This is a genomic window from Streptacidiphilus sp. MAP12-16 (assembly GCF_041262165.1).
Lineage (GTDB): Bacteria > Actinomycetota > Actinomycetes > Streptomycetales > Streptomycetaceae > Streptacidiphilus.
The window spans coordinates 91,161-117,127 of sequence record NZ_JBGCBY010000021.1; the positions used below are offsets into that span (position 1 = coordinate 91,161).

The window sequence follows — 25,967 nt, forward strand, 5'->3', positions numbered from 1 at the left end:
ACGGCCTCGCTACCATGGGCCAGGGGAGGTGCCAGGTGGCCGAAGCGCCGCTGCTCAGCGAGCTGATGCCGTGGTCGGTACCGGGGCTGCGACCGGGCCGGGAGTGGGTGCGCTCCGCCCATCCGGACGTGCTGGTCGGGCGCTGGCGTCGGCTGGCCGAGGCCCCGGCGGGGCAGCGGGCCGCGCTGTTCGGGGCCACCAGGTCCCGCTCGGTGGACAGTGCCGTGGCGCAGCTCCCGGGGCAGTCCGCCTCGACCGCGCGCCTGGCCCGTGACCCCGGGCCGTGCCCGGAGCCGGTCCAGATCCGGCACGGAGCCTTCGACCGGCTGTGGCTGCTCCCCGACCAGCGGGTGCTGGACCAGGCCCGCCCCGAGCTGTGGCGGGTCGCCGACGCGCGCCAGGTCTTCGCCACAGTGCAGCCGCACACACCCGGCACACCCGGCCCCACCCTGGCCTTCTCCGCCGAACTGCCCGACGGCCATCGCGCGAAGGGGATCGGCCGGGTCCATCCCCTGTACCGGCAGCCCGGCGGGCAGGAGCCCAATCTCGCGCCTGGCCTGACGGAGTGTCTGAGCCGCCAGCTGGGGCTGCCGGTCACCCCGGAGGACCTGCTGGCCTGGATCGCGGCCGCCACGGCCCACCCCGCCTGGGAGGCCGCACGCAGCGGCGACGAAGTGCCCGTGCCGCTGCCCGCCACCGCTGAGCTCTGGGCGGAGGGGCTGGCGCTGGGCCGCCGGGTCCTGTGGCTGCAGACCTTCGGTGCGCGCTGCGCCGACCCGGCCGCGGACCGCCCGCACGGTCGGCCCCGGATGCCGGGCGGACGACGGCCCTTCGTCCGGGAGCGCGTCACCGGGTATCCCGAAGCGCTCGACCACGACCCCGAGGAGGAGTCGCTGGTCCTCGGCACCGGCCGGATCGCCCCGGTGCCGCGCACCGCCTGGGAGTACACCGCGGGCGGGACGCCGGTCCTGGCCGAGTGGCTCGCTGCCCGCGAACCCGATCCGGACGCCCGGCCCGGCAGTCTGGAGGCCCTGGGCCTCGCCGCGTGGCCGCAGCAGTTCACGGCGGACCTGGTCGACCTCGCCACGGTGCTGGCCCTGCTCACCCAACTGCATCCCGCCCAGGCAGCGCTGGTCGCGCCCGACCGCGGTCCCTGGCTCAGCGCGGCGTGGCTGGCAGCGGCGGGGGTGCTGCCGGTTCCGGCATGGAGCCGCCGTCCGGCCTCGGTGCTGCTGCACCAGGAAGAGGGCCCGGAGGGACAGTTCGCCCTGCTCTGATCTTGGACCGACCGGCACATGGGGGGCGGCGTCGCAGGCCGATAACTCTCGCCTGACCGGGTTGTCGTCAGTCGCCAGTGCTCCGCAATGGCTCCCTCCTCCGCCCCGCCCAGACTCTCCCCCAAACTTCGTCCGGGGGTGCCCCCTCCCTCGACCCCCTCCTTCACCCACCCCCCATGTGCCGGTCGGTCTTAGCCCGACTCCAGCCCGCCCCTCGTCCGGCCCTGACGACCCGTCCGCCTCGCGCGGCCCGGACGCCGGCCGCGACTCCGGCGGCGACCAGCAGGCTTCCGGCGATCTGGCCCACGCCGAGAGTGCCGGTTCCGACCAGGGGCGCGGTCGCGGCGGCGGAGACCGGGATCGCCCCCAGAAGCAGCCCCGACCGTTCGGGACCGAGCCGCTGCACCGAGGAGTACCAGGCCCAGAACGCGAGGACGGTGACGGGCAGAGCCATCCAGACCAGCGCTGCCGCCTCCGACGCGGTCGGCAGCCGCAGCACAGCCGGGCCGTGCAGCAGCAGCCCGAGCAGCATCGCCTGGACCGCACCCACCACACAGGCGCAGCCGGCCAGCAGCAGTGGCCCCAGCGGCGGGATCAGCGGCACCGCGATCAGGCCGAAGCAGGCTTCTCCTGCCAGCGCGAGCACCGAGAAACCGAGACCCGCCGCGTCGGTGCGGCCGAGTCCCTGCACCACGACGGCACCCGCGACCACCAGCGCCGCCGCTCCGGCGATCCGCGCGGACGGACGACGGCGCTCCAGCAGCGGCGCGAGCAGGGCGAGCACCAGCGGAGCGCAGCCCACGACCACGCCGGGGACCGCCGGTTCCGCCGTGCGTTCGGCCGCGACCACCGCGGCGTTGAAGCCCACCATGCCGGTCGCCGCGATCAACGCGAGACGCAGCCACTGGCGCGGGCGCAGGTTGCGAACGGGTGCGAGCCCGGCCGGCCGGCGGGCGGCGAGGACCAGCAGGGCGAGCGCCGCCACGCCGTAGCGCAGGCCCTGCCCGCCGAGAAAGGGGTAGCGGCCGAGGAGGCTCATCGCCACGAAGGAAGTGCCGATCAGCACGGCCGCGGTGGTCGCGAGGCCGGCCCCGGCGCGGGCCCCGCGGGCGGCGGCGCGGGCGGCGCCGTCGGTGGTGGACTGGGCGGCGGGGCGGTCAGCGGTGCCGGGGCGGTCGAGGCCAGGGCGGTCGAGGCCAGGGCGGTCGGAAACGGAGCAGGCGGGGCCGGGGCGGTCGAAAACGGAGCGGTCGAGGCCAGGGGCGGGGTCGCGGCCGGAGGCGGGGTCGCGGCCGGGGGCGGCGGTAGGTGGCCGGTTGGGGCCAGGGGCGGGGGCCGGGCCGGAGACGGGGGCGGGTGGCCGGTTGGGGCCGGGGGCGGGGGTGGCGGTCATGGATTCAGCCTTTGCCGGCGCACTGGTCCTCGTTAAGGTCCACTTCTGTGCAGACTTCATGGACCACTCCCCCGCCGCCGAGGGACACGGACCCCTCCCCCGCCTGGGAGCTGCTGCTCCCCGCCGCCTCCGGGCCGCCCCGCGGGCGGCGGCGGGAACTGGGCGCAGCCCTCCGCGCGGCGATCCGCACGGGTCGGCTCGCCGCAGGCACCCGGCTGCCGTCGACCCGCGATCTGGCCCGGGACCTCCGGGTCTCCCGCGGCCTGGTCAGCGAGCTGTACGCGCAACTGACCGCCGAGGGCTATCTGACCAGTCGCCAGGGCTCGGGCACCTGGGTCGCCCGGCTCCCGGCCGCGCCGGAGGCACCGGTCCCCCGCGCGCACCCGCAGACCTCCTCGGCCGTCACCGACTTCCGTCCGGGCCTCCCCGACCTGTCGCTCTTTCCCCGCTCCGCCTGGTCCGCCGCCCAGCGCGGCGCCCTCGCCCGGCTGCCCGACGCCGCCCTGGACTACCCCGATCCGCAGGGCCTGCCGGAGTTGCGCGCCGCGCTGGCCGAGTTGCTGAGCCGCCGTCGCGGCGTGGTCGTCGAACCCGACGGGCTGATCGTCTGTTCGGGCGTGGCCCAGGCCCTGACCCTGCTCGGGAGGTTCCTCAAGCACCACGGCCAGGACGCCATCGCCCTGGAGGACCCCGGCAGCCCCTCCGAGTTCCCCCTGTTCACCGCAGCGGGCCTGCGCTCCGTCCCGGTCCCGGTCGACACCGAGGGGCTGGACCCCGTCGCCCTCGCCGCCACCGGCGTCCGCGCCGCCGTGGTCACCCCGGCGCACCAGTTCCCCACCGGCATCGTGCACTCCCCCGAACGCCGCGCCGCCCTGCTCGAATGGGCCCGCCGCACCCACGGCCTGCTCATCGAGGACGACTACGACGGCGACTTCCGGTACGACCGCGCGCCCGTCGGCTCGCTCCAGGGACTGGCCCCCGAACTGGTCGCCTACACCGGCTCGGTCAGCAAGTCCCTCGCCCCCGGCCTGCGCCTGGGCTGGCTGGTCCCGCCCAGCGGGATGCTGGCGGAGCTGGTCGAGGCCAAGCGGTACAGCGACCTCGGCAACACCGTCGCCGAGCAGGCCGCGTTCGCCGCATTCCTGCGCAGCGGTCGCTACGACCGCCAACTCCGGCTGTGCCAGCGCCACTACCGCACCCGCCGGGACGCCCTGATCTCGGCGCTCGCCACCCACCTCCCCGCGGTGAGGACCAGCGGCATCGCCGCAGGCCTGCACCTCATCGCGGAGTTCCCGACCGAGCTGGGCCCGCTGCTGCCCGCCGCGAGCGCCCGGGCCGGAGTGCGGCTGCGCCCGCTCGGCGACTACACCGCCCCGGCGCGGCCGACCCCGACCGTCTTCGTCCTCGGCTACGCCCATCTGGGCGTGCCGGAGATCACCAGGGCGGTCGCCGCACTCGCGGCGGCGCTGCCCGACATTCCCGTTAGCAGTGTTGCCGTTTGATACCGAAGCCGACGATGAGCTGCAGAAACGCTCGCGGCCACGGACCAGCCCCGGATACGATCCGCCTACCCCCCGGCAGAGTCGCCGGCGGGCAGGACGCGGAAGGGAAAGGCGGAGAGTTGGCACAGCTCACCGGCGGGGACTCCTCGCTGCTGCGGCGGATCAACTCCGCGGTCACCCTGCACGCGCTGCGCGACGGGAGCGCCCTGACGCTCACCCAGTTGGTGGGCGACACCGGCCTGTCCCGTCCCACCGTCGAGGGCGTCATCGAAGGCCTGATCGACTCGGGCCTGGTCGTCGAGGTGCACCCTGATCCCGACTCCAAGCGTACCGACAGCGCCCGGCAACGCGGCCGTCCCGCCCGGCACTTCCGCTTCCGCGCCGAGGCCGGGCACCTGCTCGGCATCGAGATCGGCACGCACGGCGCCCGCGCCGCCCTGTCCGACCTCACCGGACGGATCCTGGGTTCCTACGCCCGCCCCATCGACGAGTCCACCGGCGCGACCGAGCGCCTCGGGCTGGTCCGCGGCACCGTCGCGGAGCTGCTGCGCCGGTCCGGGGTGTCCCGGGACACGCTGTGGGCCGTCGGCGTCGGCACCCCCGGCGTCGTGGACGCCGAAGGCGTGGTCCGGCTCGGCACGGCGCTGCCCGGCTGGACCGGCCTGGAGCTGGGCGCGAGGCTGCGCCGCTCGTTCCGCTGCCCGGTCCTGGTCGAGAACGACGCCAACCTCGCCGCGATCGGCGAGCACTGGCAGGGCGCGGCGACCGGTATGGGAGACGTCGTGTTCGTCCTGGCCGGGCTGAGCCCCGGCGCGGGCTCCCTCATCAACGGCCGGCTGCACCGCGGCTTCGGCGGCGCGGCCGGCGAGATCGGCTCACTGCACCTGCTGGGCCAGGAGTCCAACCCCGCGCAGTTGCTGTCCGCTCCGAGCAAGCCCATCGACCCGCTGGACGAGGCGGCGGTGGCGCGCGTGCTGCGCCTGGCGGAGCAGGGCGACCGGGTCGCCCTGGATGTCCGTGACCGATTCCTGACCCGGCTGGTGCGGGACGTGGCAGCGCTGGTGCTGGCGATCGACCCGGAGATCGTGGTGATCGGCGGTTGGGCGGCCGGCCTGGACGGCGTGCTCGAACCCCTGCGGGAGCAGCTGGGACGGTTCTGCCTGCGCCCGCCCGAGGTGCGCCTCTCGGCGCTCGGTGACGACGTGATCGCCACCGGCGCCCTGCGGCTGGCCCTCGAACACGCCGAGGAGCAGCTGTTCTCGGTCGATCAGGAAGCGGTACGGACCTCGGTGGCGGCTGCGGCGGGAGCGACGTCGACGACACCGGACGCGCCGAAGGTCAACCGGCAGGTGTCGGCGCGGTAAGTGGAGACTGCCACCGCAGCCGTACGGCCCTGCGCCTGGTAGCGGGTGGTCAGCACCAGCACGGGGATACCCGGCGGGCGCTCGAGCAGGCGGGCCTGCTCCTCCTCGGCGACGCCGAGCTCCACCGCGCGTGACTCGCCGTCGAGCTCCAGGCGCTGCAGCTGGCGCAGCACGGAACGGGCCCGGCTGGAGTCGGCGATGCTGGGCTTGACGCTGTGCTTCATGAAGACGCCGCCCGCTACGTAAGGCACCACCGCGTCGGGCACGTACAGGGTCTCGGTGCCGATGGCCTGACCGTGCATCATCCGCAGCCGACGGACGGTGTGCACGGCCTCGTCGGCCGGGACGCCCAGGGCCGCGGCGACGGCCGCGGGCGCGGGCGCCGAGGTCGAGTCGACGATGCGCCAGACGTCGCGGCCGGTGCCGGGCCGGCCCTCGGCCGACTCGGCCACCGGAACGCCCATCCGCGGGGCTGCGACGAGCGTGCCGATACCACGGCGGCGGACCAGGCGGCCCTCCAGCTCCAACTGGTCCAGGGCCTGACGCAGGGTCGCGCGGGCGACGCCGAAGCGCGCTGATAGGTCGCGTTCGTTGGGCAGCACCTCCCCGGCCTCGAACTCGGAGTCGAGCGCGCGTACCAGCACGGTGCGCAGGTGCCAGTACTTGGGTTCGGGCGCCGCTGCGGTGGCTGCTGCCGCCGTTCCGGTCCCGATCGTGGCCTGTGTGGTCCCCACCCTGTCCTCCGGCTTGTACGTCTCGTGCCCGTGTGGTGGCCGTGCGACACCTGGTGGATGCCTGGTCGACGCCCACTATTTATGAGCCCTTATTTCTTAAAGGACCCTGCACTAAGGCGACACTAGGGGCACCCCCGATCATTGGTCAAGACCAATGCGACGGGAGCCGCACACGGAGAGGTAGTGCGTCAAGCCACTGCGGCCGTTGCGCATCATCAGGGAGTGGTTGACGCGGAAGAGGGGCCTGCCGGGAACCGCGAGGCGGCGCATCAGCGGCTTGCGCACCTCCACGTCCTCGTGGAACACGGCGACCGCGGCACCGTCGCCGCGGCCGGTGACGGTCCACCGGGTGATCCCGTCGAGGTCACCTGTCAGCCGGGCTTCCAGCACCCCGGCGGCCGGGTCGTTCCGGGTCTCGTGGGCGACCACGGTCAGCTCGTAGGGCAGCAGCGAGCGGAATCTCATCCGCCCGCTGGCGGCGTCCAGTTGCTGCACCTCGCGGATCTCCGGCCACCAGGCCGGATAGGTGCGCGGGTCGCCGAGCACTCCGTACACCAGTGCGGGCGGGGCGGCGAGCTCCCAGACGCTCAGGAAGCGGTAGCGGTGCAGTCCGCTGCGCGGGGGCGGCGGGCTCGGAGAAGTCGGCGGGATCGGCGGGGTCGGCGAAGGCATGCACCGAGTGTGTCGGCCTCGGGACCGCCCTGCGAGTACGCCTGTCCGGAGCGGTAGCGTGCAAGCGGACCATTCCGATTCTCACCGCTCCGGGAGCACCCCATGGCAGAACCGCTGATCGCCGCCGTCGCCGGGCGGACACCCGAGGTGGACGAGCGAGCGTTCGTCGCACCGACCGGGGTCGTGCTCGGATCAGTGCGACTCGCCGCCGGGGCCAGCGTCTGGTACGGCGCGGTGCTGCGCGGCGACTGCGAGACGATCGTCATCGGCGAGGACAGCAACGTCCAGGACAACTGCTCCGTGCACGCCGACTTCGGCTACCCCGCGATTCTCGGCGCGCGGATCTCCGTGGGCCACAACGCCGTTCTGCACGGCTGCACCATCGAGGACGACGTGCTGATCGGCATGAGCGCCACCGTCCTCAACGGCGCGGTGATCGGCGCGGGCTCGCTGGTGGCGGCGGGCGCACTGGTCACCCAGGGCACGCAGGTGCCGCCCGGCTCCCTGGTCGCCGGGGTGCCGGCCAAGGTGAAGCGGGAGCTCACCGAGGAGGAGCGGGCCCACATCAAGCTCAACGCCGACTGGTACGTCCAGCTCAGCGCTCAGCACCGCGCGGCGTTCGGCGGCTGAGTCGCAGCTCCCCGGCCAGGCCGAACAGCGAGACCACCGCCCAGGTGCCCTCCAGCAGCAGGAACCCCCACTGGAGGGTCACCGCGGCGTCGACAGCGAGGGCGCCGGACCCGGCCAGGTTCAGGGTGAGATAGCTGAGCGACCGGGGATTGACGCGCCCCAGCTGCGCCAGCGCGAACGGGATCAGGACCAGGATCGAACCGAGGATCTGCACCAGCTGCTCGGTCATGACGACACGCCTCCATCGGAGCGTCGTCTTGGCGGACCGGGTACGGCGCGTCTCGTCCGGAAGCGGGCGTCATCCTGCCCACTCCCTCCATGCTCGCACACGCGTTCCTGTCGCCGGCGTCAGGTGTCGAGCCCCTGCCGCACCCGCCTGGACGGCGTGAAGGCGTAGAGGTCGAGGATGTCGGGCGGATCGACCAGGCCGGGGCCGCCGGCCCGGACCCAGGCCGCGATGTCGCTCGCGGCGTCGGGGTCGTTGACCAGGCCCAGCCACAGCGGGCGTCCTCCGGCCGCACGGCCCTCGGCGGAGGGCTGGACCACGACGACGTTGGCGTACTCGCAGGAGTCCAGGCAGTCGACCCGCCGCACCAGCGCGACGTCGGCCAATGATGTTCGCAGGTCCTCGAGTTGGGCCGGGTGATCCAGACGCGGGACCTTGGGGGTGCCGCAGCAGCATCCCCGGCAGACGGTCACGGTGGGCCGCGCCGCCCCAGGGGCGGGCACCGCCCGGCGCGGGCTGCGGCGGCTCACCGGCCGGGCCCGTTCGGGTCGGCGGCGCGGTGCCACGCGGCGTCCCGCAGCAGCCGCAGGCCGTTGAGCCCGACGATGACGGTGGAGCCCTCGTGCCCCAGCACGCCGAGCGGCAGCGGCAGGTGTCCGACCAGGTCCCAGACGACGAGGCCGGAGATGAACACCGAGGCGATGACCAGGTTCTGCACCACCAGCCTGCGCGCGCGCCGGGACAGGGCCACCACGGTGGGAACGGTGGCCAGTTCGTCGCGCACGATGACCGCGTCCGCGGTCTCCAGCGCGAGATCGGAGCCGGCCCGGCCCATGGCGATGCCGGTGTGGGCGGCGGCCAGCGCGGGGGCGTCGTTGACCCCGTCACCGATGACCAGCACCTTGCGTCCGCGCGCCTCCAGCCTGCGCACCGCCTCGACCTTGTCCTGCGGAAGCAGCCCCGCGTGGACGTCGTCCCCGGCGATGCCGACCTCCGCGCCGAGACGGGCGGCGGCGCGCGGATTGTCGCCGGTGACCAGCACCGGGCTGGTGCCGGTCAGCGTACGCAGCGCGGCGACAGTGGCGGCGGCGTCGGGGCGGAGCCGGTCGGCGATGCCGAGGACGCCGACGGGGACGCCGTCGCGCTCGACGAGGACGGCGGTGCGGCCGCCCTCTTCCAGTTCCTCCGCGACGGCGAGGGCTCGGGCGGACACAGCGTCACCTGCACCGTTGACCAATCGGGCGGGGGTCCCGACGGCGACCGCACTGCCCCCGACGGTCACGGTCACCCCGATGCCAGGGGCGGAACTGAAGTCCGCTGCCACCGGCAGCTCCAGGCCGCGCTCACGGGCGGCGCCGACGACGGCGCGGGCCAGCGGGTGCTCGCTGGGGTGCTCGGCGGCTGCCGCCAGGGTCAGCAGATCCGCTTCGGTGAGGCCGGAACCGGAAAGCGGACGAATGTCGGTGACCCGGGGGGTGCCCTCGGTCAGCGTGCCGGTCTTGTCCAGCGCGACCGCGTCGACCTGGCCCAGGCGCTCCATGACCACGGCCGACTTCACCAGTACGCCGTGCCGCCCCGCGTTGGCGATGGCCGACAGCAGCGGCGGCATGGTGGCGAGCACCACCGCACAGGGCGAGGCGACGATCATGAAGGTCATCGCGCGCAGCAGCGACCCGGTCACCGCCGAGCCGAAGGCGAGGGGGAGGAGGAACACGGCGAGAGTGGCCGCGACCATGCCCAGCGAGTACCGCTGTTCGACCTTCTCGATGAACAGTTGCGTGGGCGCCTTGGTCTCCGACGCCTCCTCGACCATGGCCACGATCCGCGCGATCACCGAATCGGAGGCGTCCCGCTCCACCGCGACCCAGAGCGCCCCGGTGCCGTTCAGCGTGCCGGCGAAGACCTCGTCTCCGGCCTGCTTGGGGACAGGGAGCGGCTCGCCGGTGATGGTGGCCTGGTCGACCTCGCTGGCCCCGTGCAGCACCCGTCCGTCGGCCCCGACGCGCTCGCCGGGGCGGATCAGGATGGTGTCGCCCACCGTCAGCACCTCGGTGGGCACCGTCTCCTCGCGGGCGTCCCCGCTGCTGGCTCCCCCGTCGTGGCCGTCGCCCCCGTCGAGCAGGCGGGTGGCGGTGGTGGGGGCCAGGTCGAGCAGGCCACGCACCGAGTCCTGGGTACGCGCGGTGGCCAGCGCCTCAAGCGCGCCGGAGGTGGCGAAGATGACGATCAGCAGGGCGCCGTCCATGACCTGCCCGATCGACGCCGCGCCTACAGCGGCGACGATCATCAGCAGGTCCACGTCCAGGGTCCGGTCCCGCAGTGCCTGCAGGCCGGCCCAGCCCGGCTCCCAGCCGCCGGTGACGTAGGCGATCACGTAGAGCGGCGCCCAGGCCCACGCGCTGACGCCGGTCAGCTGCAGCGGCAGCGCGACCAGGAACGCGACCGTGGCCGCCGCGGCCCAGCGGGCCTCGGCCAGCGCGAACACCCGCGTGCGCCGCCTGCGGGCCGACGCCTCGCGGGGGGCTGCGGCCGGCGCAGGGCGCTCGGTGAGGGTTGTGGACATGGCGCGGGTTCCTTCGCGTAAGACGGGGCGGGAGCGGGCAGAGCGGGGCTGCACGCGGCAGGGCGACCCACCCACCATACCGGAATGATTGAACAGTCTTTCACGCGTCATGGGTAGGATGCCGACATGGGACACGGAGTCGACGAGAAACAGCGCGCCACCTCGCGCGAGCGGTTGGACCACGTCGGCAGTGCGAGCGTGGCCACCATGCTTCAGGCCCTGGCGACTCCGTCCCGGCTGCTGATCCTGGCCCGCCTGGTCGAGGGCCCGTGCGCGGCCAGCGATCTGGCCGAGGCCGCAGGGATGGAACGCTCCGCGTGCTCGCACCAGTTGCGGCTGCTGAAGAACCTCGGACTGGTCGTCGCCGAGCGCCACGGACGCTCCATGGTCTACGCCCTGTACGACCACCACGTCGCCGAACTCCTGGACCAGGCCATCTTCCACGTCGAGCACCTGCGGCTCGGCCTGCAGGACGCCGACGACAACCTCGTCGCCGACTGACCCGGGCCCGCGCGCGGACGTCAGCTACTCCGGCCGCCACGTCCCTACGGTCGTGAGGTGACGCTGCGACGGGCACGGAGCAGCGGCACCGTGCTCAGCCCGCCCACCACCACGAACGCGGCCACCGACAGCGCCAGCGTGGTGGTGTCCGGCGACGTCGCGGCCTTCCCCGCCGCGACATACGCCGCCGTAGCAGGGACCACGCCCAGCGCCGTGGCGCCGAGGAAGGTGCGCAGGCGGACACCCGAGACCGCGGCGCCGTAGTTCGCCACGGGGAAGGGCATCCCGGGGAAGAGGCGCAGCATCAGCACCGCACGGAAGCCACGCTCGGTCAGGCCGCGATCGACGGCGCGCCAGACCCGGCCGCGCAGCACCGACCGCAGCGCGTCCCTCCCGAGCACCCGGCCCAGCCCGAACGCGAGCGCGGCGCCCAGCGTGGTGCCCACCGCGGCGAGCGCGAGCCCCTCGGGGAACCCGAAGAGCACTCCGGCGGCCACGTTCAGCAGCGGCTTGGGAACGAACGCCAGCGTGCCCAGGGCGAAGACCGTCACGAACACCGGCTCCGCCCACGGCGAGGGCAGACGCTCGGTGAGCAGCCGGCTCGGATGCCATGCCAGGAGGACTCCCCCGAGTACCGCCAGCAACACCAGGAGCAGGACCAGCCGCAACCGGGCAGAGCGCGCGGCACGCTCGTCGGCGGGGCACGGGCCTGACCCGGCTGCGGACGGAGAAGTGCAGGAAGCGGACACGGTTGTGCATTCTGCCAGCGGAACCGACCGGGCTGCGGCCCGGACCGACCCGTCCAACGCCCCGCAGGGGCGGCGGGGACGCGTTGGCCGTCAGTCCGTGCGGCCGGTGGTCGCCACGGTGAGACCGAGACCGATCATCGCCAGTCCGCCCGCGCCGCCGACCGCGCGCAAGCGGCGCGGGGAGCGGGCGAACCAGGACCGGGCCGCCGAGGAGGCGAGCCCCCAGGTGCTGTCGCAGGCGAGCGCGATCGCGTTGAAGATCAGCCCGAGCACGAGCAGTTGCAGGAGTAGCGGTCCGCCGTGGCTGCGGTCCACGAACTGCGGGAGCACGGCGGCGTAGAAGATCATCGTCTTCGGGTTGGTCGCACCGACGACGAAGCCCTCCGCGACGACCTTGGCGTCGCCGGCGCCGGCCGGCCCCTTCCCTGGTGCGACCGCCTCGAACGCCGCGGCCAGGGAACCGCGCGTGCGGAAGGCCTTGACGCCCAGATAGACGAGGTAGCCGGCTCCGGCGAGCTTGAGCACGGTCAGGGCGAGCGCGGACCCCGCGAGGATCGGCCCGAGCCCGAGCGCGACCAGGCTGACCAGCCCGAGCGAGCCGAGGGTGTTCCCCAGCACGCTGAGCAGGGCGGTTCGACGGCCGTGCGCGAGCGCCCGCCCGAGGACGAACAGCACGCTGGGGCCGGGGATCACGATGATCACCGTCGCCAGGGCGACGAAGGCAAGCAGACGATCAGTGGGCGGCATCTTCCGATCGTAGGTCGCCGCGCGAGGCCTCCGCGAGCAATTTGCGGCCGGTCGGCACCGCGCCCGACCCAGGCGACGCGGGGTGCCTCCTCAGGCTCAACGCCCCGCCCGCCTGCACGATTGCGTGCTCACTTCACCGCGCCCCTGCCCAGCGCAGCTCACCCCTTCGTGCAGAGTAGGGAGCATGCGCTGGTTCGACGCTCCCGCGTACTGGCTCGGCCGCCTGCTCTTCCAGCGCGCGCTCGCCGGGCTGTACCTGATCGGGTTCCTCGCTGCGGCCCGCCAGTGCAAGGCGCTGATCGGCGAGCACGGGCTGCTGCCCGTGCCGCGGTATCTCGCGCGGACGACCGCGCGGGAGGCGCCGACGCTGTTCCGGCTGCACTACACCGACAGGTTCTTCGCCGCCGTGGCCTGGACCGGCGTCCTGCTCGCCGCCGCCGTCGCCGCAGGACTCGCGGACCTCGTGCCGCTCTGGGGCGCACTCCTGATCTGGCTCGCGCTCTGGGCGCTCTACCTGTCCATCGTCAACGTCGGACAGACCTGGTACTCGTTCGGGTGGGAGTCGCTCCTCCTCGAGACCGGCGCGCTCGCCGTCTTCCTCGGCAACGCCCACACGGCGCCGCCTTGGCCCGTCCTGCTGCTGATCCGCTGGCTGCTCTTCCGGGTCGAGGTGGGGGCAGGGCTGATCAAGCTCCGCGGGGACCAGTGCTGGCGCGATCTGACCTGCCTCTACTACCACCACGAGACGCAGCCGATGCCAGGGCCGTTCAGCTGGTGGTTCCATCGACTGCCGCGCCCACTGCACAGGGCCGAGGCCGCGGCCAACCATGTGGTGCAGCTCGGCGCGCCTGTCGCGCTCCTGCTGCCGCAGCCAGGAGCGACCGTCGCGGCGGGACTGATCGTGGTGACCCAGCTGTGGCTGGTGCTCTCGGGGAACTTCGCCTGGCTGAACTGGCTGACCATCACGCTCGCACTCAGTGCGGTCAGCACCGGCTCGAACCGGGCCTACCCGCCGACTCCCACCTGGTTCCAGGTCTGCGCGCTCGCCTACACCGCGCTGGTGCTCGTGCTCAGCTACCGTCCCGCCCGCAACCTGCTGTCGCACCGTCAGGCGATGAACCGTTCGTTCGACTCGTTCCACCTGGTCAACACCTACGGCGCTTTCGGCAGCGTGACCCGGCTGCGCCACGAGGTCGTCCTCGAGGGCAGCGCCGACGGACACACCTGGCTCGCGTACGAGTTCAAGGGAAAGCCCGGCGACCCCCGCCGCCGGCCCCGCCAGTGGGCTCCCTACCACCTGCGCCTGGACTGGCTGATGTGGTTCGCCGCGATCAATCCCGCGTACGCCCGCTCCTGGTTGACCCCGCTGCTGCGCAAGCTGCTGGCCGGCGACCGGGACACGCTCCGCCTGCTGCGCGGCAATCCCTTCCCCGACCAACCGCCGGTGCACGTCCGCGCCACCCTCTACCGCTACCGCTTCACCACCCACGACGAGCGCCGAACCACCGGCGCCTGGTGGCACCGCGAGCCCGTCGGCTCGTACCACCGCCCCCTGTCCCGCCCCAGCTCCGGGCCTCGGTAGGGTCGGGCGCATGAGCTATCCCGCAGACGGCGCAGGGCCCTACCGCAGCATGGTCGCCGTGGGCGACTCGTTCACCGAGGGTATGTGTGACGAGCTGCTGCCGGACGGCGAGTTCCGGGGCTGGGCGGACCGGGTTGCCGAGCGGCTGGCCGCCGACGCTCCCGGGGAGTTCCGCTATGCGAATCTGGCCGTGCGCGGGAAGCTGATCGGGCAGATCGTGGACGAGCAGGTCGACGTCGCCGCGGCGATGGGCGCGGAGTTGGTGACGCTCGCCGGGGGACTGAACGACGTGCTGCGGCCGGGCTGCGACGTCGCGGCGGTGTGCGCGCAACTGGGCGCGGCGGCTGAGAAACTGGCGTCGGGGTCGCGGCAGTTGGTGATGTTCCACAGCACCGACCCGTCCCGGAGGCTCGCCGGGAGCGCGCGGCTGCTGCCCGCGATTCTGCAGCTCAGGGAGTTCGTCGCGGAGCTCGGTACGCGGCCCGAGATCGCCGTGGTCGACCTGTTCGAGGCCGCTTGCTTCGACGACCCGCGACTGTGGGCGGACGACCGGCTGCACCTCTCCGCCGAGGGCCACCGCCGGGTCGCCGAGGCCGTACTGCAGGCCATGGGCCACCCGGCATCGTTCGACTGGCGCGCCCCGTTGCCCGCCGTCGCGCCGCCCGGCCGGCTCCAGAAGCTGCGCGCCGACCTGCGCTGGCTCGGGAAGCACCTGGGGCCGTGGGTCATGCGACGGCTCACCGGCAGGTCGTCCGGGGACGGACGCGCGCCCAAGCGCCCCGAACTGGCCCGCTTTCGCTGACGACCTGGGGAGCAGGTCGTAAGCGGAATCCCGGACTGGCAATTCGGGCAAAACATTACCAACCAGTCTTTACGTTCTGGTCATGATCCGTTTGTGATCACGAAACACCGGTTCGACAGGATTCCCATCATGGAGAAGCTGACGAACCGTAAGCACAAGTGGCGCCGCGACACCGTGGAACTCTCCGCCGTGTTCCTGGCCGTGGCCCTCGCCGACCTGGTGGCCAACGTGGTGGTGCACGGTCACGACGGCCCGATGCTGCTGGTCGCCTCGGCAGTGGCACTGATCGCTACGGCGGCCTGGCACAGTTGGTGGTCGCACCGCCATCCGCACGCCCCGCCGGGGCCGGCGCCCGGCGACATCGTGGTCTCCTCCGCCGCACTGGCGCCCGAGGAGCAGGCACTGTGGCGGGTTCGGGCGACCGTGCCGGACTCCCCCGGCAGCCTCGCCACCCTGTGCCGGGCGCTGGCCGACCTCCCCGTGAACATCATCTCCATGCAGGCGCACCCGCTCGCAGAGGAGACCGTCGACGAGTTCGTGGTGCAGGCCCACAGCGACACCCCGCCGCAGGAGATCACCCGCGCCGTGGTCGCGGCGGGCGGCACCGAGGTGTGGCTGGAGCGCGCCGACGCCCACGACCTGGTCGACGTGCCCACCAGGATCCTCAACCTCGCCACCCGCACTGCCCTGGACGCCGCCGAACTGCCGCTGGCCCTGCGCCAGCTCTTCGGCCGCTGCACGATCCGGTCGATCCCGGGTGAGATCGACGAGGACGAGCTCGACGGCAGCACCATGCGTCTGCGCGACCCCTCCGGCGGCGTGCTCGTGGTCGACCGCGACGAACCGCCGTTCACGCCCACCGAGTTCGCCCGCGCCCGGGCGCTGATCGAGCTGGACGCGCAGCTGGGCCCGCGTGTCCCCGACACGCGGGCCGTGCTGACGCTTCCGATCGGCGGCGAGCCGACCGGGTCCGAGCTGACCGTCCGCCGGGCCGACCCGTCCGACCGGTCGGCCGCTGTCGCCCTGCACGAGCGCTGCAGCACCCGCACACTGCGGCAGCGCTACCACGGCCCTGCCGCCGACACCGACCGCTACCTCGGCCACCTGCTGGAGCCCCGCTACGGCCAGACCCTGACCGTGGAGACCCTGGACGGCGATCTCGTCGCCCTGGGCCACCTGATGTGGGACGACGACAGCGCCGAGATCGCCGTCCTGGTCGAGGACGCCTGGCAGCGCCGGGGCCTCGGCTCGGAGCTGGTCCGCAGGCTGGTGGAGCTGGCGCAGGACGCCGGGATCGGCGAGGTCTACGCCGTGACCACCTCGTCCAACAGCGGCATGGTGGCGACCCTGCGCCGACTCGGCGTCCCACTCGACTACCAGGTGGAGGACGGCACCCTGGTGATCACCGCCCACCTGGTACTGGAGCCCAGCACCGCCGCTACTCGACGGTGACGCTCTTCGCCAGGTTGCGAGGCTTGTCGACGTCCCGCTCCAGCGCCACCGCCGCGTAGTAGGCGAACAGCTGGAGCGGGATGCCAAGCAGGATCGGGTCGAGCTCGGGCTCGTTCTTCGGGACCAGGATGCTGTCCTCGGCGAGCTTGGCGTCCGGCGCGGTGTGGCCGATCATCAGCACCGGGCCGCGCCGGGCCCGGATCTCGCCGAGGGTGGTGAGGTTCTTCTCCAGCAGCTCGTCGTCCGGGACGACGGCGACGGTCGGCAGGTCCGGGCCGATCAGCGCGAGCGGGCCGTGCTTGAGCTCGCTCGCCGGGTACGCCTCCGCGTGGACGTAGGAGACCTCCTTGAGCTTCTGCGCCCCCTCGCGGGCCACCGGCCAGCCGCGCACCCGGCCGACGAACATCATCCCGGGGTGGTCCGCGTACTTGGCGGCGAGCTCCGCGATGTCCTTCTCCTGCGCCAGGATCTCCCGGATCTGGCCCGGCAGGGCCTTGAGTCCGGCGCAGATGCGGCGGCCGTCGGCCGGGGACAGGTCGTGGACCCGGCCCAGGTGGAGCGCGATGAGCGCGAACGCCACCGCGGTGGAGGTGAACGCCTTGGTCGAGGCGACCGAGATCTCCGGACCGGCGTGCAGGTACATGCCGCCGTCGCACTCGCGGGCGATGGCGCTGCCCACGGTGTTGACGACGCCGAGCACCCGGCCGCCCTTGCGCTTGATCTCCTGGACGGCGGCGAGGGTGTCGTAGGTCTCGCCGGACTGGCTGACCGCGATGTAGAGGGTGTCCGCCTCGATCACCGGGTTGCGGTAGCGGAACTCCGAGGCGGGCTCGGCGTGTGCGGGGATCCGGGCCAGCTCCTCGATCAGCTGCGCGCCCAGCTCGCCCGAGTAGTACGCGGAGCCGCAACCGAGGATCTTCACCCGGCGGAAGGCGCGGGCCTCGCGGGCGTCCATGTTGAGGCCGCCCAGGTGCGCGGTGGAGAAGCGCTCGTCGACCCGGCCGCTGAGGGTGCGCTCGACCGAGGAGGGCTGCTCGTGGATCTCCTTGACCAGGAAGTGGGCGTGGCCCGCGGTGTCGTAGGAGGCCTCCTCCCAGTCCACGGTGGAGGGCTGTTTGGCGGTGGCCCGCGCGTCCTCCTGGGTGAAGGTGTTGAAGCCGTCGGCGCGTACGGTCGCCAGCTCGCCGTCGTCCAGGTGCACGACCTGGCGGGTGTAGCGGACCAGGGCCGCGACGTCGGAGGCGGCGAACATCTCCTTCTCGCCGATGCCGAGCACGATCGGGCTGCCGTTGCGGGCGACCACGATGCGGTCGGGCTGCCGGGCGTCCAGCACCGCGATGCCGTAGGTGCCGACGATGCGCTTGAGGGCGGCGCGGACGGCGTCCTCCAGCTCGACGCCCTCGGTGGCGAGGCCGGCGATGAGGTGCGCGAGGACCTCGGTGTCGGTCTCCGAGTTGAAGACAACGCCTTCGGCCTGAAGCTTGGCACGCAGCTCGTCGGCGTTCTCGATGATGCCGTTGTGCACCACCGCGATGCGCTCGGCGCCGTCCAGGTGCGGGTGCGAGTTGGCGTCACTGGGCTCGCCGTGGGTCGCCCAGCGGGTGTGGCCGATGCCGGTCTTGCCTGCGAAGCGCGCCGGGACCAGGGCGGCGAGCTCGCCGACGCGACCCTTGCTCTTGCGGACCTTGAGCCCGCCCGCGCCCTGGCCCTTGCTCGCGACGGCGATGCCGGCCGAGTCGTAACCCCGGTACTCGAGGCGCTGGAGTCCCTCCAGCAGGATGGGCGCGGCGTCCCTGGGACCGATATAGGCGACGATGCCACACATGGGCGGTGCTCCTCTTTGTGGATGGAGAGGGAGGGTTGGTGAAGCGTGCGGTCCAGCCGGTGCGGCCGGGGTGTCCGGTGCGCGGCCGGTCCGCCCGGGAGCTGGACCGGCTGTTGGCGGACTAGCCGTAGACCAGGCGGCGCAGCTGCCGCGCGGACAGCTCGGGCGCGCGGACCCGGCGCAGCGGCAGCTCGGCGGTGATCCGCTCGAAGATGCGGTCGTTGGTCAGCCCCCGGGCCTGCAGTTCGCCGTGCCGGCGGCGGACGTACTCCTCGGTCGTCTCGGCGAAGTACGCCAGGACGTCGGCCACGACGCGGGACGCCTCGGCCGGCCCGAGGACCGTGGTCCTCGACAGATGTTCGAGGAGGTCGTCGTGCGGAAGCGAGGCACCGGACGCGGCAGAGCTGGACACGAAGAGAGACCTTACGCAGATCCCCCGGCTAAGCCAATATTTCTGCCCGGAATCGGGCAGGATTCGGCACTCATGGCCCACATCCTCACTTGGACCCGTCGTTTGGACCTGTCGTTTGGACCGGTCGCTCTCAGTCGCGTCGATTCCTCCGTGCGAGCAGTCCCCAGCCGGCCGCGCTGACGAGCAGCAGCAGGCAGCACAGCGTCGGCAGCCAGTTGCCCCAACGGTCGTAGAGGGTGCTTCCGGTGGCGAGCGGCATCCGGTACTCGGTGGCCGTCCGGTCGTTCTTGCCCAGCTGGCGGCCGACCTGGCGGCCCTGCGCGTCGTAGGCGACGCTGACGCCGGTGAGCGTCGCCTGCACGACCGGCCGCCCGGTCTCCGCCGCGCGGAAGGCGGCGAGCGAGGCGTGCTGCTCGGGAGCGGAGGTGTGCTGGAAGGTCGAGGTGGAGGACTGGATCACCACTACCTGCGCGCCGCTCCGTACCAGCGCCCGGCTCATGTCGGGGAACGCGGACTCGAAGCACACCAGCGGCCCGATCCGCAGCGTCCCGCCGCCCGGCTCGGGCACGGTCATGACCACCGGAGTGTTACCCCGGCGGCGGTCGACCGCGGCGGCCTTCGACAGCGAGGCGATCCAGCCCAGGGCCGGGCGCAGCGGGATGTACTCGCCGAAGGGCACCAGCCGGATCTTGTCGTAGCGCTGCCCGGTCAGTCCCTGCGGGTCGACCAGCACCGAACTCTTGTAGATCGCGCCGCTGCCGGGGCGCATCGCGTCCACGTTCACCAGCAGGTCGGCGCCGACCTGGGAGGACAGCGTGGCGAGCTGCGCGGTGAGGTCCGGACGGGTGCCGAGGTCGTAGCCCAGGCTGCTCTCGCCCCAGACCACCAGGTCCGGGTGGGTGCCGATCAGGGTGCGGGTGAGGCGCTCGCCGCGCGCCGCGCGGTCGTCGAGTGAGGCGGAGCCGCCGGGCTGGACCACGGCGATCTCGGCCGACGTTCCGGTCAGCCGGGGCTGCGGGGCCCAGGTGAACGCGGCGAAGGCGCCCGCGCCGAGCGCGACCAGGGTTCCGTAGGCGACGGCGGAGCGGCCCCAGGCTGCGATGAGCACCACGACGGCGGTGTTGACGGTGACGAGGACGAGACTGTCGAGCCAGACCCCGCCGACCGAGGCCAGCACCAGGGCCGCGTGCTGCTGGTACTGGCTCGCGCCCAGCAGCGCCCAGGGGCCGCCGAGGTACTGCCAGGAGCGGATCGTCTCGATGGCGAGCCAGGCCGAGGGGACCAGCACCACGGCCGCCAGCGCCCGTCCCGCGTCGGGCCTGCCGTGCAGCAGCCGCCACACCAGCCAGCCCCAGGGCGCCCAGAACAGGCCCATCAGCGCGGCGACGGCCAGGATCGCGACGCTGAGCGTGGGGATCAGCCAGCTCATCACGCCGATCAGGAAACCGATGCCGCCGCACCAGCCCAGCTGCAGTGCCCGGCGCTGGGTGGGTGCTGCGCGCAGCACCAGCATCAGCGGCACCAGGCAGAGATAGGCGAACCACCACCAGCCGAAGGTGGGGAACACCAGCACGGGCAGCGCTCCGGTGGCGGCGGCCAGGGCCGGCACCGCCATCCGCCGGGCCCACCTGCGGAGCCGCCCCGGGCCGGTGTCATCCCGCGTCCGGCTCGCCCGTGCGAGCGCGCCCGGCTCGACATCGGCGGCATGCCCGCCCGTGGGGCCCCTCCCGGCGACGAAACTCACGATCCACCCTCTCCTCGGCAGCCATCCAAGTGTCGGGGCATTCTCGCAGTTCAGCACCTCGAAATCGGGAAGCGCTTCCGATCGGGCGAGTGCTGGGGCACTCTGGGGGCAGGGAGGCTGACATGGCATCAGATCCGAGGCGACCGCGGGGTGTGTCCCGACGGCTCCACTACCGGGGCGGCGCCTTCCCACGGGGTGGCCGCCGGGGGCACGGCCACCTGGCACGTCGCCGTCGCCGCCTGGCCGTGGGCGCGCTGACCCAGCTCACCGTTCTCGCCCTGCTGCCGCTGTGGCCGTTCATCGCCTACCCGCTGGAGCGCGGCGTCCTGGCACGTCGGCGGGGGCGTCCGGAACAGGGACGCCGGGAGCCGGGACGGCGTGGACGTCCGGTGCGGGTGCCGGTGCGGTCGGGGACCGTCTTCCTGCACGGTGTGGCGCGGCACCCGGTGGTGATCGCCCTCGGTGCGCCCATGCGCTTCGTCGCCGGCCAGATGCACCGGCCGCGGTTCGGTGGCGGCCGCAGGGGCGGCTGGGGCGGCGGCTGGGGACCGCCCCCTGCGGGCGACCGCGAACCCCGGCGTCCCAAGTCGGGACCGCCGATGGACGCGATCGCCCTACCCGAGCCGCGCGGCTGAGCGGCTTGAGCTGGAGCGGATTGAGCTGGAGCGGTGTGCTGGGCCGACCTTGAGCAGGGCGGCTCAGCTCCTGGCCTGGCGCTCCAGCCAGTCCAGCATCGACCCGGCCTGCTTCGCCGCAGCGGCAAGCAGCTCTCCGTGCTCGGCGGCCAGCTCCCGCACCTCCTTGAGCTGGGCGGTGGCCGCCTCGTGCTGCTCCAGCTCGATCCGGACGCGAGCGGCGTCCAGGAGCGCCTGGGCGCGCACCCCGAGGCAGGAGTCCCCGCAGTCGGCGAAGCCCGCGGCGGCCTGCCGATACAGCTCCGCCGCCTCCGTGAACAGTGCGGTGCGCTGGTCCGGGGCGATCTCCGTGTCGCCCCACCCCTCGTCCTCGGCCACGTCGCGCAGCAGGCTCGCGAGTTGCCGCCAGGTGTCCGCCAGTTCGCGGCGCAGGTCGTCGGCGGGCTCCGGGTCGAGCCCGGGCTCGGCGAGTGCGTCGCGTGCGGTCCGCTCTGCCTCGACCATGAGGGCCCGGCCGGGGTCGGCGGAGCGGCCGTCGCGGAACGTCAGCCAGGCACGGGCCCGCAGGGTGCGCACCACCATGCCGGGGACGCCGGCGGCGGACCACAGGCCCTGGGCCCGCTGGTACGCGGCTTCGGCCTCGTCGCGGCGACCGGCCGCGCTCAGTGCCTCAGCGGTGCACGAGGCGAGCTGCGCGAGCGGATAGGGCTCGCCCCAGCCCTCGACGATCTGCGCGGCCTGCGCGAACTGCTCAGCCGCCGCAGCGTGTTCGCGCAGCTCGCTGAGCGACTCCCCCAGCGTGCGCCGGGCCGCCGCGGCCGCACGGTCGCCGTGCCGCAGCAGGTCGGGCAGGGCGGACTGGAGCACCTCGGCGGCCTCCGCGTGTCGGCCCAGGGCCTGGTACGACAGCGCGAGCCGGTGCCGCGCGGCCGCCCCCGGACCCGCGCCGAGCCCGGCCTCGTCCAGCCAGCGGGCCGCCTCCAGGGCGTGCTGGACGGCCTCGTCATGGGCTTCCCTGTGCGCTTGCAGGTCGGCTATCAGCAGGTGGGTGCTTCCAGCCTCCTCGGGGTCGAGCAGCCCCTCGCCGTACCGCAGCGCGTCCGCTGCGACGGCCTCGGCGCCGGCGTAGTCGCCCTGCCGGGCGTGGACGCGGGCCAGGGGAACCAGCGGATCGGCCGCGTTCCAGGGCTGTCCTGCGCGCAGATACGCGTCGGCGCCGGCCCGCAGCGCGTCGGCCGTCAGGTCGAGGTCCTCTTCCAGCAGCGCGGCCTGGTTGTAGTGCGCGTCGGCGAGGATCGCGAGCAGGCGCGGGGCGTCGGTGGCGCTGAGCCCCTCCGGCTCCCCTGCGACGGCGATGGTCTCCGAGAGGGCGGCCTGCGCCTGGGACAGCGCGCCCGCGTCCTGGCCCTCGCGGAACAGGAAGCTGAACACCTTGGCCCGGCTCAGCAGCGTGGAGGCGTGGTGACGGGCCGTCGCACGGCCGGCCAGCCGGGCGGTCAGAGCCGCCTCGACGGCGGCGTCGGCCCTCGACCTGGCCTCGTCCGCGCGGCCGGAGAGGACTGCGGCCACGGCCGAGCGGCCCTCGTTGACGGCGGCGTCTCCGGGTAGCCCGGCAGTGCGGTAGGCGGCTGCGGCCTCCTCGAAGCAGGCAAGCGCCACGACCACGTCGTCACCCGCGACACGCATGCCGCGCTGGGTGGCGAGCTCGGCGCGCAGCACGTCGTCCAGGGTCCGGTCCCCGAGAGCCGCCTCCACCGCGAGCCAGCTCTGACGCGCCGTCGGGTGGCCCAGGTCGCGCAGCCGCCGGGCCTCGGCGAGCAGGTCGTCGAACGAGTCGGAGGGATCGGAGGAGTCGTCAGCGATGGTGGCTGGGGTGGCGGCGGGGGTGGTCGTCGGCACCGGCCGGGCCGCGGGCGCGGCCCCGGGGAGAACGCCGCTGACCCCGAGCGGCAACCGGTCGAACAGGGGCTGCTGGGCCAGCCGGTCGGCGCTCTCCCGCGACACGACGTCGGTGCCGTTGCGCTGGTCGAAGCGGGTGACCAGGTCGCGGCGCAGCTGCTCGCAGTGGGCGCGCAGCGAATCGACCGTCCAGCTGCGGCCCTGCGGTCCGGACGTGGCCTGGTCGCCGAGGCCGCGTACCAGCAGCCGGTCCAGCAGCAGCACCGCTGCTTCGAGGAAGGACAGCGTGCTGCCCGGGTTGCCGCCGAGTCCCAGGTGCCGGGCGTGCTCGGCCAGGATCTCCAGCCCGCGGGCCTCGTTGCCGGTCAGGGCGCAGAACTCGATGTGGCGGGCGATGGTGGGCAGCAGACTCTCGTTGCCGCGCGCCATGCGGTAGCCGCGCAGGTGGTTGTTGCGGGCGTCGTCCGGGCGGCCCAGGCGCAGCAGCGGCAGCAGCGAGTACGCCAGTACCCGGTGCGGCTCCTCCGCGCAGCTCAGCTGCCCGCCGAGGACCGGCTGCCAACGTTCCAGCGCCAGCTCGTCCCGTTCGTGGGACGACTCCCATCGGCCCTGGGTCGCGGCTTCGCAGGCATGGCAGTTGCTCATCCGGTCGCGGTCCCCGGCGAGCCAGGCCGCGTAGGCGGACTCGGCACGCGGCAGATCGCCCAGGTGCCAGGCCACGGAGAACTCCTCGCACCGGACCGTGCGCGCGGCGTACCCGGCCAGGCGGTAGCGGCGCTCCATCTCGCCGAGCCAGTCCTCGATCGCGGTCAGCGGGATCTCCGGGTAGTCGATCATGCTTCCGGTCACCCACTTGAACCGCCAGAACAGCTCGTAGGCCATCTGGTCGTCGAACTGGCCCGGGTCGTCGTCCCACATCCGCAGCATCCGGGCGAAGGGCACGAACATCTTGCTGCGCTCGGTGCTGTACTCGTAGGTGGTGATCAGATGGGACAGGGCGGCGAGCAGCACCCCGGCGTCAGCGGTGTCCTCGGCCTGCGCGACCAACTCCTCGGCGCGGGCGTTGCGCGGCGCGCCGTTGGGAGCGTGGAAGTTCTCCCACATGGCCTCGCGGATCTGCTGGATACGGTCCTCGGTCATCGGCCCTCCCCCTGGTCCTGGTCGTCCTGCCGGTCGTGCCGGTCGTGCCTGTTCTGCGCGCCGTGGCCGTCGTGCGTGGCCCAGTCGAGCAGGCCCAGGAACGAGCGGTTCAGCAGCGCCGAGTCGGCGGCGCTCAGCGGTCTGCGGGACAGCAGCAGCGCCTGTCCGTAGAGGGCCTCGACGGCGATCCCGGCCAGCTCCTGGTCAGCGATTCCGGCGATGCGCCGGACCAGCGGATTGTGGTGGTTGAGCACGAGCCGCGCCCGGGGTGCGCTTCCGCGCAGTGCCCCGAGGATTCCGGCCCACAGGGCGTCGGAGCTCTCCTCCGTCTCGGCTCGGGCGCGCTCGTGCCGCGCCTCGCGGTCGTCCAGGTGCAGCGCGGGAACGCCGACGGGCTGGAAGGTGCGCAGCGCGACGTCGCAGCCGAGCGGGTCGAGCCGGGTGCGGGCGGTGGCGAGGAAGGACGCGAGAGCGAGCTCGGCGGCCGGTTCGACCGGGTCGAGGCTGGCGGTGACCGTTCCGGCGTCCAGGGTGGTGACGACGGTGCCGGGGAGGACCTGCGGCAGCAGCGCGACCAGGTCGGCGTCGTAGGTGTAGCCGCCGTTGACCACCCCGATGCCCTGGGCTGCGGCGATCGGCGCGATCTGGCGGAACTCCTCGACGCTGGAGGCGACATGGACGGTGCCGTGGTCGCGGGCGAACCGGTCCAGTGCGAGCCATCCGTCGCTGGTCTCCACGGTGAGCCAGGGAAGCATCAGCCGCAGCATCTCGGGGTCGTGCCGGGCGAGGGACTTCACGCCGAGCTGATGCACGGCCAGGAAGCGGCCCAGCCGCTCCGGATCACCTGCGGCGAGGGTGCTGAGCCAGTCCCGGACGCGCCCGCCCAGAGCCTCGCGGACGGCGGCCAGGGTCTCGTCCTCGTAGAGGCTCTCGCGGGAGGCGGTGGGCCGCAGGGTGTCGGTGTCCAGGACGCAGCGGACGAAGAACGCCCACTCCGGCAGCAGGCCCTCGGCGCGGTCGGTGAGCAGCATGCCCTTGAGCGAGACGCGATGGCCGCCGCGCTGCGTGGGGCTCGCGGTGGCGGGCAGGATGTAGCCGACTCCGCGGATGCCGGCGAGCGGCACGTCGAGGTCGATCAGGTCGAGAGGCTCGAAGCCGAACAGCCCGGCGCAGTGCGCGGCGAGGGCGACCCGTCGCGCCGCAGGCGTCGGGTGAGGGCGGTCCCAGACCGGTGGCAGTTCGGTGACCGGCCGCTCCACCCCGTCGGGGCCGACGACGGCCACGTCGTAGGGCAGCAGCGAGCCGAAGTCCCTGGCCAGCTGCAGCACGCGGTCCGGCGCCAGCCAGTCACCCGCGCCGGGGCGGGCGACCAGGTGCACCGTGGTGCCGGGCGCGGTGCGGGCATCCTCGGGCAGCTGCCGCACGGTGTAGGAGCCGTCGTCCCGGGCCGCCCACTCGACCGGCGGCTCCTGCGGGAAACGCGCGGAGCGGGTGACGACCCGGATCTCCTGCGCCACGACGAAGCACGCCAGCAGGCCGATGCCGAACTGCCCCAGGAACTCGCGGCGTGCCGACTCCAGGCCGTCGCGCTTGGAGCTGCGGCCGATGGTCGCCAGCAGTGTGTGCACGTCGGCGCCGGTCAGGCCGATGCCGGAGTCCTCGATGCGCAGCTCGCCCGCACCCGCGTACAGCCGGACCACGGCAGGTGCGCCGGGGTCGGCGAGACGGCGGGCCGTGATCGCGTCGACTGCGTTCTGCAGCAGCTCGCGGACGTAGACCCGGGGGCTGGAGTACAGATGGTGGGAGAGCAGGTCGACGAGGCCGCGGAGGTCGACCTGGAAGGTGTGGGCGGACGGTTCTGCGCCGCTCGGGGCGGCGCTGGGTGCGTCTGGTGTCATCGAAAGGGTGCACGGGTGCTGCCCGCCGCGCCGGAAGGGGCACGGGGCAGGGGCGCGGGTCGGGCGACCATACGCTGATCGCACATTCGGGAAGACGCCCCATGGTAGGGGCGCGCGCTGACGGCGGACCAGGGATTTCCTGAGCTCCCCCGGCTCGTGTGGATCACCCTTGCACGGGGGTCCGACAATCGGCCACGAGCTCCCTCACCGTACGATCGGG

General features: G+C 73.4%; 22 protein-coding genes and 1 riboswitch. Of the genes, 9 read left to right on the forward strand and 13 right to left on the reverse strand.

Annotated features, from left to right (window positions below; genetic code table 11):
- Positions 1-35: 35 nt before the first annotated feature.
- On the forward strand, positions 36-1,277 hold the full coding sequence (locus tag ABIA33_RS25835) for a type ISP restriction/modification enzyme (protein WP_370084868.1): 1,242 nt from the start codon (positions 36-38) through the stop codon (positions 1,275-1,277).
- A gap of 163 nt (positions 1,278-1,440) precedes the next feature.
- On the opposite strand, the gene ABIA33_RS25840 is transcribed toward ABIA33_RS25835, so the two are convergent.
- Entirely contained in the window at positions 1,441-2,670 is a 1,230-nt protein-coding gene (locus ABIA33_RS25840; RefSeq protein WP_370084870.1) for an EamA family transporter, read from the reverse strand.
- A 47-nt stretch (positions 2,671-2,717) separates the two neighbouring features.
- Between ABIA33_RS25840 and ABIA33_RS25845 the strand changes: the two genes are divergently transcribed.
- Positions 2,718-4,172 carry a PLP-dependent aminotransferase family protein gene (locus ABIA33_RS25845; RefSeq protein WP_370084871.1) on the forward strand — a complete coding sequence of 485 codons (1,455 nt, stop codon included), beginning with the start codon at positions 2,718-2,720 and terminating at the stop codon, positions 4,170-4,172.
- Between the two features lie 119 nt (positions 4,173-4,291).
- The gene (locus tag ABIA33_RS25850; protein ID WP_370084873.1) at positions 4,292-5,536 is read left to right on the forward strand and encodes an ROK family protein; all 1,245 of its coding nucleotides are present in this window, start codon (positions 4,292-4,294) and stop codon (positions 5,534-5,536) included.
- Here ABIA33_RS25850 and ABIA33_RS25855 read toward each other — a convergent pair.
- Both ABIA33_RS25855 and ABIA33_RS25860 read right to left on the reverse strand, forming a co-directional pair.
- Positions 5,440-6,270 (reverse strand): GntR family transcriptional regulator, encoded by an 831-nt coding sequence (locus ABIA33_RS25855; protein WP_370084874.1) that lies wholly within the window; start codon positions 6,268-6,270, stop codon positions 5,440-5,442. The genes ABIA33_RS25850 and ABIA33_RS25855 overlap by 97 nt on opposite strands.
- A 138-nt stretch (positions 6,271-6,408) precedes the next feature.
- Complete coding sequence (locus ABIA33_RS25860; protein WP_370084875.1) at positions 6,409-6,942, reverse strand: SRPBCC family protein; 534 nt, start codon at positions 6,940-6,942, stop codon at positions 6,409-6,411.
- A 102-nt stretch (positions 6,943-7,044) separates the two neighbouring features.
- Here ABIA33_RS25860 and ABIA33_RS25865 point away from each other — a divergent pair, with 102 nt between their 5' ends.
- Positions 7,045-7,572, forward strand: a complete 528-nt coding sequence (locus ABIA33_RS25865; protein ID WP_370084876.1) for a gamma carbonic anhydrase family protein — start codon at positions 7,045-7,047, stop codon at positions 7,570-7,572.
- Here the strand turns inward: ABIA33_RS25865 and ABIA33_RS25870 are convergent.
- The 3 genes from ABIA33_RS25870 to ABIA33_RS25880 form a co-directional block, all read right to left on the reverse strand.
- The gene (locus ABIA33_RS25870) at positions 7,538-7,801 is read right to left on the reverse strand and encodes a hypothetical protein (RefSeq protein WP_370084878.1); all 264 of its coding nucleotides are present in this window, start codon (positions 7,799-7,801) and stop codon (positions 7,538-7,540) included. The two genes, ABIA33_RS25865 and ABIA33_RS25870, sit on opposite strands and share 35 nt — an antisense overlap.
- A gap of 17 nt (positions 7,802-7,818) precedes the next feature.
- Positions 7,819-7,886, reverse strand: a riboswitch (guanidine-III (ykkC-III) riboswitch).
- Positions 7,887-7,920: 34 nt separating this feature from the next.
- On the reverse strand, positions 7,921-8,328 hold the full coding sequence (locus ABIA33_RS25875) for a (2Fe-2S) ferredoxin domain-containing protein (protein ID WP_370084879.1): 408 nt from the start codon (positions 8,326-8,328) through the stop codon (positions 7,921-7,923).
- Positions 8,325-10,361: a heavy metal translocating P-type ATPase gene (locus ABIA33_RS25880; RefSeq protein WP_370084881.1), complete on the reverse strand. Its 2,037-nt coding sequence runs from the start codon at positions 10,359-10,361 to the stop codon at positions 8,325-8,327. Before ABIA33_RS25880 ends, ABIA33_RS25875 begins: the two co-directional genes overlap by 4 nt.
- Before the next feature lie 126 nt (positions 10,362-10,487).
- Here ABIA33_RS25880 and ABIA33_RS25885 point away from each other — a divergent pair, with 126 nt between their 5' ends.
- On the forward strand, positions 10,488-10,862 hold the full coding sequence (locus ABIA33_RS25885; protein ID WP_370084882.1) for an ArsR/SmtB family transcription factor: 375 nt from the start codon (positions 10,488-10,490) through the stop codon (positions 10,860-10,862).
- A 44-nt stretch (positions 10,863-10,906) separates the two neighbouring features.
- On the opposite strand, the gene ABIA33_RS25890 is transcribed toward ABIA33_RS25885, so the two are convergent.
- Both ABIA33_RS25890 and ABIA33_RS25895 read right to left on the reverse strand, forming a co-directional pair.
- On the reverse strand, positions 10,907-11,611 hold the full coding sequence (locus ABIA33_RS25890; RefSeq protein ID WP_370084884.1) for a TVP38/TMEM64 family protein: 705 nt from the start codon (positions 11,609-11,611) through the stop codon (positions 10,907-10,909).
- 90 nt (positions 11,612-11,701) lie between these two features.
- A complete protein-coding gene (locus tag ABIA33_RS25895; RefSeq protein ID WP_370084885.1) occupies positions 11,702-12,358 on the reverse strand; it encodes a LysE family translocator in 657 nt (218 codons plus the stop codon).
- Positions 12,359-12,542: 184 nt separating this feature from the next.
- On the opposite strand from ABIA33_RS25895, the gene ABIA33_RS25900 reads away from it, so the two are divergent.
- The 3 genes from ABIA33_RS25900 to ABIA33_RS25910 all read left to right on the forward strand — a co-directional run bounded on the left by ABIA33_RS25900 (position 12,543) and on the right by ABIA33_RS25910 (position 16,194).
- On the forward strand, positions 12,543-13,940 hold the full coding sequence (locus tag ABIA33_RS25900) for a lipase maturation factor family protein (protein ID WP_370084886.1): 1,398 nt from the start codon (positions 12,543-12,545) through the stop codon (positions 13,938-13,940).
- Between the two features lie 10 nt (positions 13,941-13,950).
- Positions 13,951-14,742, forward strand: coding sequence for an SGNH/GDSL hydrolase family protein (locus ABIA33_RS25905; RefSeq protein ID WP_370084887.1), 792 nt, complete (start codon positions 13,951-13,953; stop codon positions 14,740-14,742).
- Between the two features lie 129 nt (positions 14,743-14,871).
- On the forward strand, positions 14,872-16,194 hold the full coding sequence (locus ABIA33_RS25910; RefSeq protein WP_370084888.1) for a GNAT family N-acetyltransferase: 1,323 nt from the start codon (positions 14,872-14,874) through the stop codon (positions 16,192-16,194).
- Here the strand turns inward: ABIA33_RS25910 and glmS are convergent.
- From glmS to lnt, 3 genes are all read right to left on the reverse strand, one after another.
- Complete coding sequence (glmS, locus tag ABIA33_RS25915; protein WP_370084889.1) at positions 16,181-18,019, reverse strand: glutamine--fructose-6-phosphate transaminase (isomerizing); 1,839 nt, start codon at positions 18,017-18,019, stop codon at positions 16,181-16,183. The two genes, ABIA33_RS25910 and glmS, sit on opposite strands and share 14 nt — an antisense overlap.
- Positions 18,020-18,140: 121 nt before the next feature.
- Positions 18,141-18,431: a hypothetical protein gene (locus ABIA33_RS25920; RefSeq protein ID WP_370084890.1), complete on the reverse strand. Its 291-nt coding sequence runs from the start codon at positions 18,429-18,431 to the stop codon at positions 18,141-18,143.
- A 130-nt stretch (positions 18,432-18,561) separates the two neighbouring features.
- Positions 18,562-20,175, reverse strand: coding sequence for an apolipoprotein N-acyltransferase (gene lnt, locus ABIA33_RS25925; RefSeq protein WP_370084891.1), 1,614 nt, complete (start codon positions 20,173-20,175; stop codon positions 18,562-18,564).
- 122 nt (positions 20,176-20,297) lie between these two features.
- Here lnt and ABIA33_RS25930 point away from each other — a divergent pair, with 122 nt between their 5' ends.
- Positions 20,298-20,810 (forward strand): hypothetical protein, encoded by a 513-nt coding sequence (locus tag ABIA33_RS25930; RefSeq protein WP_370084892.1) that lies wholly within the window; start codon positions 20,298-20,300, stop codon positions 20,808-20,810.
- Between the two features lie 63 nt (positions 20,811-20,873).
- Here the strand turns inward: ABIA33_RS25930 and ABIA33_RS25935 are convergent, their stop codons facing one another.
- Positions 20,874-23,849: a tetratricopeptide repeat protein gene (locus ABIA33_RS25935; protein WP_370084893.1), complete on the reverse strand. Its 2,976-nt coding sequence runs from the start codon at positions 23,847-23,849 to the stop codon at positions 20,874-20,876.
- On the reverse strand, positions 23,846-25,747 hold the full coding sequence (locus ABIA33_RS25940; protein ID WP_370084894.1) for an HSP90 family protein: 1,902 nt from the start codon (positions 25,745-25,747) through the stop codon (positions 23,846-23,848). The genes ABIA33_RS25935 and ABIA33_RS25940 overlap by 4 nt, the downstream gene beginning before the upstream one ends.
- Positions 25,748-25,967: the final 220 nt, after the last annotated feature.

Excerpts from the sequence above, each read along its gene's own strand:
- ABIA33_RS25840 (WP_370084870.1), bottom strand. The coding sequence starts at position 2,670 with ATGACCGCCACCCCCGCCCCCGGCCCCAACCGGCCACCCGCCCCCGTC.
- ABIA33_RS25860 (WP_370084875.1), bottom strand. The coding sequence starts at position 6,942 with ATGCCTTCGCCGACCCCGCCGATCCCGCCGACTTCTCCGAGCCCGCCG.
- ABIA33_RS25865 (WP_370084876.1), top strand. The coding sequence starts at position 7,045 with ATGGCAGAACCGCTGATCGCCGCCGTCGCCGGGCGGACACCCGAGGTG.
- ABIA33_RS25870 (WP_370084878.1), bottom strand. The coding sequence starts at position 7,801 with ATGACCGAGCAGCTGGTGCAGATCCTCGGTTCGATCCTGGTCCTGATC.
- ABIA33_RS25880 (WP_370084881.1), bottom strand. The coding sequence starts at position 10,361 with ATGTCCACAACCCTCACCGAGCGCCCTGCGCCGGCCGCAGCCCCCCGC.
- ABIA33_RS25885 (WP_370084882.1), top strand. The coding sequence starts at position 10,488 with ATGGGACACGGAGTCGACGAGAAACAGCGCGCCACCTCGCGCGAGCGG.
- ABIA33_RS25895 (WP_370084885.1), bottom strand. The coding sequence starts at position 12,358 with ATGCCGCCCACTGATCGTCTGCTTGCCTTCGTCGCCCTGGCGACGGTG.
- ABIA33_RS25900 (WP_370084886.1), top strand. The coding sequence starts at position 12,543 with ATGCGCTGGTTCGACGCTCCCGCGTACTGGCTCGGCCGCCTGCTCTTC.
- ABIA33_RS25905 (WP_370084887.1), top strand. The coding sequence starts at position 13,951 with ATGAGCTATCCCGCAGACGGCGCAGGGCCCTACCGCAGCATGGTCGCC.
- ABIA33_RS25910 (WP_370084888.1), top strand. The coding sequence starts at position 14,872 with ATGGAGAAGCTGACGAACCGTAAGCACAAGTGGCGCCGCGACACCGTG.
- glmS (WP_370084889.1), bottom strand. The coding sequence starts at position 18,019 with ATGTGTGGCATCGTCGCCTATATCGGTCCCAGGGACGCCGCGCCCATC.
- ABIA33_RS25930 (WP_370084892.1), top strand. The coding sequence starts at position 20,298 with ATGGCATCAGATCCGAGGCGACCGCGGGGTGTGTCCCGACGGCTCCAC.
- ABIA33_RS25935 (WP_370084893.1), bottom strand. The coding sequence starts at position 23,849 with ATGACCGAGGACCGTATCCAGCAGATCCGCGAGGCCATGTGGGAGAAC.
- ABIA33_RS25940 (WP_370084894.1), bottom strand. The coding sequence starts at position 25,747 with ATGACACCAGACGCACCCAGCGCCGCCCCGAGCGGCGCAGAACCGTCC.